The 12,946-nt window shown below is 42.4% G+C and carries 16 protein-coding genes; all 16 read right to left on the bottom strand.

Annotated features, from left to right (window positions below; translation table 11 throughout):
* Positions 1 to 78: 78 nt before the first annotated feature.
* Positions 79 to 894 carry an ABC transporter substrate-binding protein gene (locus ADI58_RS07565; protein WP_049522063.1) on the bottom strand — a complete coding sequence of 272 codons (816 nt, stop codon included), beginning with the start codon at positions 892 to 894 and terminating at the stop codon, positions 79 to 81.
* 158 nt (positions 895 to 1,052) lie between these two features.
* Positions 1,053 to 1,706, bottom strand: coding sequence for a phosphate signaling complex protein PhoU (gene phoU / locus ADI58_RS07560; RefSeq protein ID WP_000946460.1), 654 nt, complete (start codon positions 1,704 to 1,706; stop codon positions 1,053 to 1,055).
* 11 nt (positions 1,707 to 1,717) lie between these two features.
* Positions 1,718 to 2,476 (bottom strand): phosphate ABC transporter ATP-binding protein PstB, encoded by a 759-nt coding sequence (pstB, locus tag ADI58_RS07555; RefSeq protein WP_000133484.1) that lies wholly within the window; start codon positions 2,474 to 2,476, stop codon positions 1,718 to 1,720.
* Positions 2,477 to 2,488: 12 nt separating this feature from the next.
* Complete coding sequence (pstB, locus tag ADI58_RS07550; RefSeq protein WP_020900241.1) at positions 2,489 to 3,292, bottom strand: phosphate ABC transporter ATP-binding protein PstB; 804 nt, start codon at positions 3,290 to 3,292, stop codon at positions 2,489 to 2,491.
* A 10-nt stretch (positions 3,293 to 3,302) separates the two neighbouring features.
* The gene (gene pstA / locus ADI58_RS07545) at positions 3,303 to 4,187 is read right to left on the bottom strand and encodes a phosphate ABC transporter permease PstA (RefSeq protein WP_000543046.1); all 885 of its coding nucleotides are present in this window, start codon (positions 4,185 to 4,187) and stop codon (positions 3,303 to 3,305) included.
* Positions 4,177 to 5,094, bottom strand: coding sequence for a phosphate ABC transporter permease subunit PstC (gene pstC / locus ADI58_RS07540; RefSeq protein ID WP_001070903.1), 918 nt, complete (start codon positions 5,092 to 5,094; stop codon positions 4,177 to 4,179). Before pstC ends, pstA begins: the two co-directional genes overlap by 11 nt.
* The gene (locus ADI58_RS07535) at positions 5,094 to 5,972 is read right to left on the bottom strand and encodes a phosphate ABC transporter substrate-binding protein PstS family protein (RefSeq protein WP_049522062.1); all 879 of its coding nucleotides are present in this window, start codon (positions 5,970 to 5,972) and stop codon (positions 5,094 to 5,096) included. Before ADI58_RS07535 ends, pstC begins: the two co-directional genes overlap by 1 nt.
* A gap of 220 nt (positions 5,973 to 6,192) precedes the next feature.
* Positions 6,193 to 7,497, bottom strand: a complete 1,305-nt coding sequence (locus tag ADI58_RS07530) for an RsmF rRNA methyltransferase first C-terminal domain-containing protein (protein WP_049522061.1) — start codon at positions 7,495 to 7,497, stop codon at positions 6,193 to 6,195.
* Positions 7,498 to 8,271: an inositol monophosphatase family protein gene (locus ADI58_RS07525; protein ID WP_049522060.1), complete on the bottom strand. Its 774-nt coding sequence runs from the start codon at positions 8,269 to 8,271 to the stop codon at positions 7,498 to 7,500. It lies immediately after the preceding gene.
* Entirely contained in the window at positions 8,261 to 8,539 is a 279-nt protein-coding gene (locus ADI58_RS07520; RefSeq protein ID WP_001041974.1) for a UPF0223 family protein, read from the bottom strand. Before ADI58_RS07520 ends, ADI58_RS07525 begins: the two co-directional genes overlap by 11 nt.
* Positions 8,539 to 8,940 (bottom strand): Spx/MgsR family RNA polymerase-binding regulatory protein, encoded by a 402-nt coding sequence (locus tag ADI58_RS07515; protein WP_000631254.1) that lies wholly within the window; start codon positions 8,938 to 8,940, stop codon positions 8,539 to 8,541. The genes ADI58_RS07520 and ADI58_RS07515 overlap by 1 nt, the downstream gene beginning before the upstream one ends.
* Before the next feature lie 210 nt (positions 8,941 to 9,150).
* Positions 9,151 to 9,768 (bottom strand): TIGR01906 family membrane protein, encoded by a 618-nt coding sequence (locus ADI58_RS07510; RefSeq protein WP_049522059.1) that lies wholly within the window; start codon positions 9,766 to 9,768, stop codon positions 9,151 to 9,153.
* On the bottom strand, positions 9,758 to 10,531 hold the full coding sequence (locus ADI58_RS07505; protein WP_049522058.1) for a TIGR01457 family HAD-type hydrolase: 774 nt from the start codon (positions 10,529 to 10,531) through the stop codon (positions 9,758 to 9,760). The genes ADI58_RS07510 and ADI58_RS07505 overlap by 11 nt, the downstream gene beginning before the upstream one ends.
* Before the next feature lie 9 nt (positions 10,532 to 10,540).
* Positions 10,541 to 11,278: an acyl-ACP thioesterase domain-containing protein gene (locus tag ADI58_RS07500; RefSeq protein ID WP_049522057.1), complete on the bottom strand. Its 738-nt coding sequence runs from the start codon at positions 11,276 to 11,278 to the stop codon at positions 10,541 to 10,543.
* Between the two features lie 4 nt (positions 11,279 to 11,282).
* Positions 11,283 to 12,413 carry a radical SAM family heme chaperone HemW gene (gene hemW, locus ADI58_RS07495; RefSeq protein WP_049522056.1) on the bottom strand — a complete coding sequence of 377 codons (1,131 nt, stop codon included), beginning with the start codon at positions 12,411 to 12,413 and terminating at the stop codon, positions 11,283 to 11,285.
* A gap of 175 nt (positions 12,414 to 12,588) precedes the next feature.
* A partial coding sequence (locus ADI58_RS11390; RefSeq protein ID WP_049522055.1) for an LPXTG cell wall anchor domain-containing protein occupies positions 12,589 to 12,946 on the bottom strand: 358 nt, incomplete at its 5' end.

Here is a 12,946-nt window from a genome sequence, read left to right as displayed (position 1 = left end):
CTTATCTACAACCTCAAAGCAGTGCTTTGAGCAACCTGCGGCTAGCTTCCTAGTCTGCTCTTTGATTTTCATTGAGTATTATTCTTCAACTTCTGTTAGGCTTGCTGCTTTTTCAAGATATTTTTGGTATGTGCCGTCATCCTTGAGTTTTTGGATGACCTTGTCCACCACTTCTTTCAAATCAGCACTATTTTTTCTAAGGGCAACTGCATTGGCTTCGCCGTCCTTCATCTTCAAGCTGACAGTTGCAACAGCTAGGTCGGCATTTTTAGCAGCGTAGCTAAGGGCAACTGGCTCATCCATGTGAACAGCATCAACTTTTCCAGCCTGCAATTCATTGACAGCTTCACCCATATTGGTTAGGGAAGTTAATTGAGCTTTTGGCAATTGTTCCTTGACCATTGATTCTGGAACAGTCCCTTTTTGGGCCGCAATATTGGCACTTTCTAGGCTAGTTAGATCCTTGTATTTTTCTACATCAGCCTTACGAACCAAGAAACTAATCTTGTTTTCATAGTAAGGGATTGAAAAATCAAAGACTTCTTTTCTCTCGTCAGTAGCGCTAATTCCTGCGACCGCTAGGTCAGACTTACCAGTTTGAAGACTAGTCAAGACATTATCAAAACTCATGCTTGAAATTTCCAACTTCACCCCAAGTTCATCAGCGATAGCCTGAGCCATGTCAATATCCGCACCGACTACCTGATTTTTCCCGTCAACTAAGGATTGGAATTCAAAAGGTGCATAGTCAGGACTTGTCGCCACAACTAATTTCCCCTTTTGCTTAATGGCCTCAACAGCTGACTGAGAACCATTAGAACCCGACTGGCAAGCTACTAAAAAGAAACTTGCAAGAAAACTACATAAAACAAATATCCATTTTTTTGATTTCATAAATAAACAACCTCTCTGTTAATTTTGTATAATTATAACGCTATTCAAGTTACTTGTCAAGCACTTTTTTGAATTTTTATCTTAAAAATATTTTTTTCATTCAAGAAAAGGAGCTGTCAGTTGATTTTAAGCTCCTTTTTATACAGAATGAACCTATTTTATAGTTCGACAATCTTACCTGTTTCAAAGTAAACAACCCATTCACAGATATTTTTAGCATAGTCTCCAATACGTTCCAAGAAGGCAATCACTTGGAAGTAATCACGACCTGTAACAATGGCATCAGGATTTTTCTTGATTTCTTCTGTAGCCAAGTCACGAATGCTATCAAAGTAATGGTTGATTTTTTCGTCCATAGCTGCTACTTCATAGGCCTGATCTACTGAACCATTGAGATAGAGTTCAAGGGCTGCTTCAACGAAGTTCTTGACATCGCGACCCATTCTCTTGATTTCTTCTTCAACAGCTGGGATACGTTGCTCCCCCTTCATACGAATAGCTGCTCTTGCAATGGAAACAGCATGGTCCCCCATACGTTCCAAGTCCGATACAGCCTTCAAGACTGTTAGAACAGTACGCAAGTCTTGAGAAACTGGTTGTTGAAGGGCAATCATTTCAAATGATTTCTTCTCCAATTTCACTTCGTATTCGTTTACTTCTGCATCGTCTTCGATGACTTCTTTGGCCAAATCACGGTCATGCGTAACAAAGGCACGTACTGTCCGATTGATTTGGGATAGCACTTCTTGTCCCATAGCATAGAACTGGTTGTGCAATTTCTCTAAATCTTCCTCAAATTGAGAACGTAACATCATTTATCTCCTTATCCAAATTTTCCTGAAATATAATCTTCTGTTTCCTTGTGTTGTGGGTTGAGGAACATCTTCTTGGTATCGTTAAACTCAATCAAATCTCCATCAAGGAAAAATCCTGTCTTGTCAGAGATACGAGAGGCTTGTTGCATGGAACGCGTAACCAAGAGCATGGTGTATTTATCTTTTAGACCATACAAGGTTTCCTCAATCTTACCAGCCGAGATAGGGTCCAGAGCTGAAGTCGGTTCATCCAAGAGAATGATTTTAGGACTGGTTGCCAAGACACGGGCAACGCAGACACGTTGCTGTTGTCCGCCTGAAAGCCCGATAGCTGAATCATGTAGGCGATCCTTGACCTCATCCCAGATAGAAGCTCGTTGTAGGGCTTTTTCTACCGCTTCATCCAGAACCTGCTTATCCTTAACTCCATTGATACGAAGTCCGTAAACAACATTTTCGTAGATAGACATAGGGAAAGGGTTTGGTTGTTGGAAAACCATACCGATTTCCTTCCGCAATTCAACTGTATCTGTACGTGGGCTGTAGATGTTGTGGCCGTTGTAAACCACCGAACCAGTTGTGGTCACCTCTGGATTGAGATCCCCCATGCGGTTGATAGCCTTGAGGAGGGTTGACTTCCCTGATCCAGATGGACCGATCAAGGCTGTAATTTCCTTAGGTTGGAAAGATAGGGAAACACTATTCAAGGCCTTTTTTTGATTGTAGTAAACGGACAGGTCTGATACCTGTAAAATCGCTTCTGTCATACTGTTTCCTTTCTATCCAAAGTGTCCTGTTACGTAATCATTGGTTGACTGTAGTTTGGCATTTTGGAAAATATTAGAGGTCTTATCGTACTCGATCAAGTCACCCAAGTAGAAAAATCCTGTGTAGTCACTAGCACGCGCAGCCTGCTGCATACTGTGGGTCACGATGATGATGGTAAAGTCCTTCTTTAATTCCAGCATGGTTTCTTCCAGCTGGGCTGTCGCAATCGGATCCAAGGCAGACGCTGGCTCATCCATCAAGAGGATATCTGGTTTAACGGAGATAGCACGAGCAATACAGAGACGTTGTTGCTGACCACCTGATAGGGTCAAGGCTGACTTGTGCAAATCGTCTTTGACCTGATCCCAGAGGGCAGCCTGACGAAGAGAGGTTTCCACAATTTCATCCAAGACTTGCTTGTCCTTAACTCCTGCACGTTCATGGGCAAAAGTGATGTTACGGTAGATAGACTTGGCAAAGGGATTTGGGCGTTGGAAGACCATCCCGATGTGTTTACGCATTTCATAAACGTTGATTTCTGGACGGTTGACGTCAATCCCTTGGTAGAGGATTTGACCTGTTACCTTGGCAATATCAATCGTATCATTCATACGATTGAGACTGCGAAGATAGGTTGATTTTCCTGAACCAGAAGGGCCAATTAAGGCCGTGATTTTATTTTTTTCAAATTGCATATCGATGCCCTTAATGGATTCTTTTTTACCGTAGTAAACATGTAAATCCTTAGTAGAGAGGGCCACTTTCTCTTCAGGAAAGGTGATGATATGCTTTTCATCCCAATTATATTTTGACATGGCTTCTCCTTTAGGCAGCGGTTAATTTCTTATGTAAATAGCTCCCGAGTTTACGGGCTCCAAAGTTAAAGATGAGGATAAAGATGAGGAGGACGGCCGCAGAACCTGCTGATACGATAGTTCCATCAGGAATGGTGCCTTCACTATTTACTTTCCAGATGTGGACAGCCAAGGTTTCTGCTTGACGGAAGATAGAGATTGGGCTGGTCACACTGAGAATATTCCAGTTAGACCAGTCAAGGGCTGGAGCGGATTGTCCTGCTGTATAGATAAGAGCCGCAGCCTCACCAAAGATACGACCAGAAGCCAAGACAACTCCCGTCACAATACCTGGAAGGGCTTCTGGAATAACCACATGGACAACTGTCTCCCAACGAGAAATTCCAAGGGCCAGACCAGCCTCACGTTGCGTATGGTGAACGTGTTTCAAGCTGTCCTCAACATTACGCGTCATCTGAGGCAGGTTAAAGACCGTCAAGGCCAAGGCACCTGAAATGATTGAAAATCCATACTCAAACTGAACTACAAAGATCAAGTAACCAAAGAGACCCACAACCACTGATGGCAGTGAAGATAAGATTTCAATACAGGTTCTGACAAAATTGGTCACAGGACCTTTTTTAGCATATTCAGCTAGGAAAATCCCAGCTCCCATAGACAAGGGAACAGAGATAATCAAGGTGATGACCAAGAGGAAGAAGGAATTATAAAGCTGAATTCCAATCCCTCCGCCTGCTTGGTAAGAAGATGATTTGCCAGTCAAGAAAGACCAAGAGATGTGGGGCAAACCACGAACCAAGATATAGAGAATCAAGGATGCCAAGATGGCAACGATAATTCCTGCAATTGAGTAGAGGACAGCTGTTGCAATTTTATCTAATTTCTTAGCGTGCATAGTTTTTCTTTCCTCTTTCTTTCGTAATCAATTTAATCACACTGTTGAAGGCCAAACTCATTAAAAGCAAGACTAAGGCCAGTGACCAAAGTACGTTATTATCAACTGTACCCATAACGGTATTTCCGATACCCATGGTCAACACAGAGGTCAAGGTCGCAGCAGGTGTTGTCAATGAAGTTGGGACAACGGCTGAGTTTCCAACTACCATCTGAATGGCCAAGGCCTCGCCAAAGGCACGCGCCATCCCAAAGACTACTGCTGTAAAAATCCCTGAACGTGCTGCCTTTAAGGTCACGCGCCAGATGGTTTGCCAACGAGTAGCCCCCATAGCCAAACTAGCTTCGCGGTAGTGACGAGGCACCGCACGCAAGCTATCGGTTGTCATAAAGGTTACCGTCGGTAAAATCATGACAAAGAGAACGAAAATCCCTGATAAAATTCCAAAACCAGTTCCACCAAAGACACTACGTACAAAGGGAACTACGACCTGCAAACCGATAAATCCATACACGACTGAAGGAATCCCGACAAGCAATTCAATAGCTGGTTGCAAGATTCTAGCACCTTTTGGTGAGACTTCGGTCATAAAGACTGCCGCACCAATAGCAAAAGGAGTTGCGATAAGGGCTGACAGGATTGTGACAATAAAGGAACCCAAAATCATGGGAAGAGCACCAAATTGTTTACCTGAAGGATTCCAAGTTTGGCCAAAAAGGAAATCAAAGATATTAACCCCATTGACAAAGAAGGTCGACAAACCTTTCTGGGCTACGAAAATCAAAATCATGGCCACAATGATGACAATCAAAGACAGACAGGCAAAGGTCAAGCCTTTTCCTAGTTTCTCTAGACGAGAGTTCTTTGAGGGAGAAAGTAATTTTTTAGCTAATTCTTCTTGATTCATTAGTGACTCCCTTCTAGTGCTGTCACCGTTCCGACAGCATCTTTTTCAACCTTCATTTCCTTGACAGAAATATAGCCCATTCCCTTAACGATTCCACTTTGCGCTTCATCTGAGAGGACAAAGTTGAGAAATTCTGCCACCAATTCGTCTGGCTTACCTAAGGTGTACATGTGTTCATAAGACCACAAAGGCCAATTATTAGTTGTAACATTTTCTGCAATCGGCTCATATCCATTCAACTTCATGCGTTTCACCGAGTCATCCACATAGGCAAAGGCTAGGTAAGAAATGGCTCCTGGTGTCTGGGAAACAATGTTTTTGACCATCCCATTTGAATCCTGTTCTTGACTCTGCACGGCAGATTGACCATCCATGATAACACTATCAAAGGTTGCACGTGAACCTGAACTTGCCGCACGGTTGATAATAGAAATGGCTAGGTCTTTCCCACCTACCTCTTTCCAGTTGGTCACTTGACCTGTGAAGATGCTACGGAGTTGTTCAGTTGTCAGATTTTCAACATCAACTTCCTTATTTACAATCACCGCCAAGCCTGCTACAGCTACCTTATGATCCACTAGAGCGGATGCGTTGATACCGTCTTTTTCCTCGGCAAATACGTCTGAATTTCCTACATCAACGGCTCCAGACTGAACCTGAGACAGACCTGTACCAGATCCTCCACCTTGGACGTTGACTGTTTTTCCAACGTGCATAGAGCCAAATTCATCTGCTGCTGCTTCGACCAAGGGCTGAAGAGCCGTTGAGCCAACAGCTGTCATGGATTCCCCACGATCAATCCAGCTAGCACATCCCGCCAAAGAACCTGCTAGCAAAAGAGCCGCAAGGGATAGAGCGAGTTTTTTCCTTTTTTTCACTGTTTTTCTCCTTGAAAATAATGGTGAATGCTGTGAATTTTTTCAATTATTTATTTATGTTTTTCTTTTGAAAATGGGGAGCCAACTGAAGTTCTTTGCTTGGTTTTACTAGAAATTTACTCAGTTATCTTCTCCACCAATTTTGACTTAAAATGAAAGACAATTTGAAAAAAATCCATACTTCCACTATAACATAGACAAGTTACTTTGACTAGCATTTTCACTTGAATCTGAGGCCTTTTGGAAAATAATTTTTCAAAACATTTCCAGTCACCTTTCCAAAGCCCAACCCGTTGCCTTGAACCAAAACTTGGTACCAACCATTTGGCAGACTTTCCGCCAGCTGAACGGTTTCTCCAGCCACATACTTTACAAACGCTTCTTGGTCAATTTCAACCGACTGCTTGACCTGACTCGGTTTCAAGGCTAGACCAAGAGCGAAACTGGGCTCAAAGCGTTTCTTCTTAAAGGTCCCTAGATGCAGGCCATTCCGAGCAATCTTGAGTTTCCCTAAATCTGGCAAAAGTTCTGGCAGGAGATAGAGTTGGTCACCAAAAGTCTGCAAGATTCCCCTTAGATTGATTTTCAGGTGTTTTTGGGCAAATTCCTGCCACAAAGTAAGCTGTTCTCGGTTGAGATTGCTCTTACTCGTCTTACATTTTGGTGCTAAATTTTCACCTTTAAATTGTAAATGAGCGACAAACTGCCCCTCTCCCTTAAAATGATGAGGATACATCCGAGCCGTTTCTGGCAGGTCAATTCCAGCTACCATTCCATTGATATGCTCTACTGGCAACAAGTCAAAATCATACTCTTCCAGCAACCAATTGACAATCTCTTCGTTTTCCTCAGGTGCCCAGGTACAGGTTGAATAAACCAATCGACCACCTTCAGCTAGCATGGTTACTGCATCTTCCAGAATTTCTCTTTGCAAGCTAGCGCATTGAATCGGATAATCTAAGCTCCAATAGTCTATAGCATCTGGTTGCTTACGAAACATCCCTTCACCAGAGCAAGGGGCATCAAGGACAATGAGGTCAAAATAGCCTTTAAAAACCTTGGCCAAGCGGTCAGCAGATTCATTGGTCACCACGACATTTGTCGCTCCAAAGCGCTCCATGTTTTCTACTAAAATCTTAGCCCGTTTGCTTGAAATTTCATTGGAAACAAGGAGACCCTCCCCTGCTAGATAGGCTGCCAGCTGAGTTGATTTTCCACCTGGTGCAGCAGCCAAATCCAAGACTTTCATACCAGGACTGGGCTGGGCTACCTGAGCAACCATCTGAGCAGCAGGTTCTTGCGAATAAACCAAGCCTGTAGCATGCTCAGGCGATTTCCCTGAAACCTTCCCATAATGTCCCCAAGGAGTTTGAGGAATGGCATCAGGAAAGGAAACTGGCGCTTCTTTTAAAGGATTAACCCGAAAGGCCGAAACCGCTTCCTCCTCAAAAGAGGCAAGAAAATCTCTTGCCTCATCTCCTAGTATCTCTTCATATTTTTCAACAAATCCTTCTGGAAATTGCATTTAAGTTCTTTTCCTTTCGTAAATATAGGACTGAATTTCCTCCAGCATCTCAAGAGGTAGCATCATGACCGGTTGTCTGGTTTGAAAATCAAGCGGTTGACCAGATAGGGTCACAACCCGATAGCCCAGACTTTCCCCTAAAATACTAGCCGCAGCATAATCCCATGGTTGCAGATAAGTGATATAGGTCAACAAATGCCCTGACAAAATCTTGGCAAAACTAATGGCCGCACTCCCATAGACACGTACACCGAGGACCGCTCGACCCAAATCAGCCAGACCCCATTCATTGGTTTCCAGCATACCACTATTCCCTGCAATGAGAAAATCTCCAAGTGGTTTTGCTTTAAAGGGAGCTAGGGGCTTATCATTTAGACAAACTGGAAACTTACCACCACCGTGATAACAATCCCCCTTGACCACATCATAAATCAGACCAAACTGTCCCTGACCATTTTCAAAATAAGCCATCATAACAGCAAAATCTTCCTGCTGGGCGACAAAATTATTGGTACCATCAATGGGATCAATAACCCAAACCTTGCCCTCTTGAACCGAGGCTCGCAGACAACCTTCTTCAGCACAAATCTTATCCTCAGGATAACGAGACAAAATCTCACCAACCAATAGCTCCTGAACTTCCTTGTCCAGTCTGGTCACCAAGTCTGTTGGGGAGGTCTTGGTCTCAACACACAAGTCTTCCTGCATATGGTCAAGGATGTACTGGCCTGCTTTCTTAATTAGCTCTTTGGCAAATTCAAACTTACTTTCCAAGAGAAATCTTTCCTTCCCCTTTTTCCTTAGCCGCCTGAACTGCTCGGTAAAGCGAATAGCCACTAACCGTTTCAAATTCTCGTCCCAAACGTTTCTCTTCACTCTTGCTTGGCACGACCGCCTTGAATCCCTTATAGGAGTCCAGTAACTTTTTAGCCTCTACCTTGCCTTCATAGGCGGCTTCAACATCATTAAAAAAAGAAAGCACTGAAGCAAGTTCTTCAGTGCTCCACGACAAATCTAGTGGGTAACTATACTGTTTGTTCATTAACTAATACCAGCTCTCATTCTTGCTTCTTTTAGTTCTTGCTTACGGTAACTACGAGGGAGAAAAGCACGAATCTCATCTTCATTAAAACCGATCTGCATACGTTTGGCATCGATAATAATTGGACGACGCAAAAGACTAGGGTACTGCTCAATCAAATGAAGCAATTCTGATACCGAAATACTTTCTACATCAATATCTAATTTTTGAAAAATTTTTGAACGAGTTGAAATGATGTCATCAGTACCATTTTCGGTCAAGGAAAGGATGTGTTGCAATTCTTTTCTTGTTAAAGGACTGGTCATAATATTGTGCTCCTCAAAGGGCACCTTATGTTTTTCTAACCAGGCCTTTGCCTTACGACATGAAGTACAGCTCGGTGATAGAAATAGTGTAATCATGCTTTTCTCTTCTTATCTATACTTTGCTACTTCTATTATACAAAAAAATAAAGCGCTTGACTAGAGATTTTTAGAAAAAAAGCCTATTTTTCAAGAAAAATAGACTGTTTGCGAACGATTAATACATTTCTGATTTAGTTAATTCACTCTTAACGATAGTTTCGAATCACACACCTAATTTATACATGTAAAATAAAAACATCTTTCGGTTCACTTCCCACGACTTTTTAGATAAAGATAGGCAAAGAAGCTTTCATAGAGGGCAAAAAAGAGGAGGAAGGCATGAAGGAAGAAAGTCTCTGGTAAAATCATAATCACTGGATCCTTGGCTGGGTCAAAAAGCCAAGTATCATCTCCCACAAAGAGAATTTGATGGAAAAGAGTAAAGAATTGGTCAAAACCAATCAAAACTCCCCCAAGTCCAATCAGTAAAGGCAAGACCACTAGAGCCAGAAGACTTTTACGATAAAGAGACAAAAAGCCCTTTTTCACAATATTATTGACAAAGAAATAGAAACTTGGCAGTGTCACTAGAGCCACTAGCTGAACCAAATGAAAGAGATTCTTGACCACTGCAAAGTGGTGCAGACCAGCTACTGACGAACGAAAATCAGGCATCAGCAAGTCCTGACTAAAAGGATTGGTCAGGTAATCCATCAAGATATGAAAATTGTATTGAATGGTTTCTGGTTTTAGATAAACTCGATTCGTTAAGTTCAGCCACTGAATTTCTAGCGGATAAAAAATCCAAGCCAAATAAATGGTCAGAAGGATAGAAAGAGAGAGGAGAAAGAGCATAGAGCCCCAAAAAGTCAGTTTAGTTTTCATCAAAGTTCCACTCCGCAAGGCTAGAAACCACATGAGTCGGTGCGATTGGCAGGTCTGCCACTTCTTCTGCCTTGGTAAAACCTGTCGTCACCAAGAGCGTTGGAATGCCGTTGTCAATCCCTGCTCGGATATCTGTTAAGTAGTTGTCCCCAACCATGATCAACTCTTCACGTTCCAAACCTAAGTGCTCAACCGCCTTGTCCATAATGATAGCATTTGGTTTCCCGATATAAACAGGCTTCACTCGTGTTGCTACTTCAAGCAGCGTAATCAGTGAACCAGCACCTGGCAAAAGACCGCGTTCTGTCGGGATGTTGAGGTCAGGGTTGGTTCCGATAAAGTGGGCACCCTTTTGAATCGCAAGAGTTGCTGTCGCAAATTTTTCATAGTCGACTTGCCAGTCCAATCCTACTACTACATAGGCAGGATTTTCCTTGTCTTCCACATAACCAGCCGCCTTGATGGCTTCCTTGAGGCCTGATTCTCCGATGACATAGACCGTCTTTTCAAGCCCCAAGTCGTTCATATAGTCGATAGTCGCCAAAGTAGCTGTGTAGACAGTCGATAGGGGCGTATCGATATTAAAATTCTGAGCCAACATCTCCTGAACACTCTCTGGAGTGCGGGTTGTATTGTTAGTCACAAAAAGATAAGGAATCTCTCTTTTTTGTAACTCGTGAACAAAAGCCTCCCCCTCTGGAATTCTGTCTTTCCCCTTATAAATCGTTCCGTCTAAATCAATTAAATAGCCTTTATATTTCATACTTTTCCTCTAAACCTTTTTTATTTCTTGCCAAGTGATGATAGCTTGGGCATTGGTAGCCCCGTCGCTTGTGATCTCATGCTTGCTTTCCAGTCCAGTCCGTTCAACAGCCGATGTGATCACCCCACCTGGTCGAACTTCCTTGACATACTTGAGATTGATTTTCTTGGGAATATATTGGGTCAAAAAGTCCGCTCCCATGACCTCAAAAATCCAGTCCAAGTATTTACTGTTATTGACATGGCCATTCATATCCAAGTCGTAAAAACGGACATGGTAATCCTTGCTGATTGGCTCTTCCAAAGTCTCATACTTTGGTCCGCGGATAAGTTTTTTATCAAAATCAGACTGATACGGAGCCACAATCTCAGGTTCGACAGCATGGACTTTTCGACTGTCTCGATCCATGAGAACAAAGGTCGCCATCATGTGGATGAGTTCCTGACCTGCTTCATCATAAATGGTAAAGCGACGGTAGCAAAAGAGTCGATTGTAGCTCAAGGCTTCCGTTTCAATAGTAATTTCTTCCGCAAAACGAGGCAAACGAACCACCTCAATATCATAGTCTGTGATAATCCAGACCAGATTATAGTCTTCCAAAATAGTCTTATCACTAACTCCCAGCTCAATCGACTGCATCCCTGAAACTTGAAGAGACAGTAAAATCACATCTGGAAGTTTGATATGACCGTTCATATCAGCCATATCAAAAGGAATTTTCATGTTCATTTGATAAGTTAAGCCCATCATTCTACTCCAAAATAAATCGTTCTGCTACGGTGTCTCCCAAAAAGAGACCTCTTTTTGTCATGCGCACGCGATTACCGTCTATTTGCATGAGACCTTGTTGAACCAAATCTCTGACAATTTGTCCATAAAGTCCATCAAAAGACCGACCAAATTTTTCTTCAAATCGCGCCATAGAGACACCTGATTTCTTGCGGAGCCCCAAGAACATTTCTTCTTCCATTTGCTCTTTTTGACTCAGGTGTTCTTCTGTGATCCGAGCATTGCCTTCCTCAACCGCGCTGAGATAATGACGAATGGGACCCTGATTTTTATAGCGCACTCCATTAACATAACCAGATGCCCCAGCACCGATGCCATAGTATTCAGCATTATCCCAGTACATGAGATTGTGGCGACTTTCAAAACCGGGTTTGGAGAAATTGGAAATCTCATAATGCTCAAAGCCTGCTCGCTCAAGCTCTGCAATGATGTACTCAAACATCTCAGCTTCCAGTTCCTCCTTAGGCAGAGGCAATTTTCCTCGTCGCATCCGGTTCATAAAGACTGTATGATTTTCTAAAATCAAGCTATACAAACTCATATGGGGAATATCCAGTCCAATGGCCTTAGCCACATTTTCCTTGACCTGCTCCATGGTCTGACCAGGCAGTGCATAAATCAAATCAATAGAAATATTGTCAAAACCAGCCAGTTTCAGACGGTCGATATTTTCATAAATATCCTTCTCCAAATGACTGCGCCCAATCTTTTTCAGCATCTTATCATCAAAGGTCTGCACTCCTAGCGAAACACGATTGACAGCCGAGTTCTTCAAAACGGCTATCTTATCTGCATCCAAGTCGCCTGGATTGGCCTCAATGGTCAACTCCTCTAAGACAGACAAGTCCAAGTTTTTAGTCAAGCCATCCAATAACACCTCCAGTTGCGGAGCTGACAAAGCTGTCGGTGTGCCACCACCGATATAGAGAGTTCGCAACTTTTGAATACTATAAGAACGAAACTCTTCTAACAGATGCTCTAAATAGCTATCAACTGGCTGATTTTTGATGAAAACCTTTGAGAAGTCACAATAATAACAAATCTGGGTACAAAATGGGATGTGCACATAGGCTGACGTTGGTTTTTTCTGCATAGTAATTATTATACCACAAAAGCGAACAATACTTAGAATTCCCTTTAACAAAATCCTAGCATTGTTCGCTTTCTTTATCTAAACATTCTTTGTATTTTATGACTAACACGATTCCCAGAACCAATCTAGTTTGTCTTTACAACACAAAAGAATGAATGTTCATCTGACTAAATTTTTAGTCTTCTTTTTTCTTGCGAGCTACAAGTCCAAATCCACTCAATAGTCCAAGAAGTCCTAGAGATGCAAGAGCAGCATTTGATTCTGTTCCTGTATTTGGCAATACATTTTGAGAATCATTTGACTTAGCTCCATTATCAACAGTAGTCTTAGTATCTATCTGATCTACATTCGGAGTAACTGCATTTGGAATTGGAGTAGCTGGTGCAGGTGTATCTTGACCAGAACCTCCATTAGTGTCAGGTTTGACTGGTATTTCTACCTTAGTTCCTGGTTTACCATTTCCTTTGTCGTACTCTGGTGTGTAGATGTCTTTGTCTTTCTCTCTAACCGTTACTTCCACTGGAACAGTATCT

The sequence above is a fragment of the Streptococcus mitis genome (assembly GCF_001074635.1).
GTDB classification, from domain to species: Bacteria; Bacillota; Bacilli; order Lactobacillales; family Streptococcaceae; genus Streptococcus; species Streptococcus mitis_E.
The sequence above is the reverse complement of the archived record's forward strand: the minus strand, read 5'-3'. Positions and strand labels throughout refer to the sequence as shown.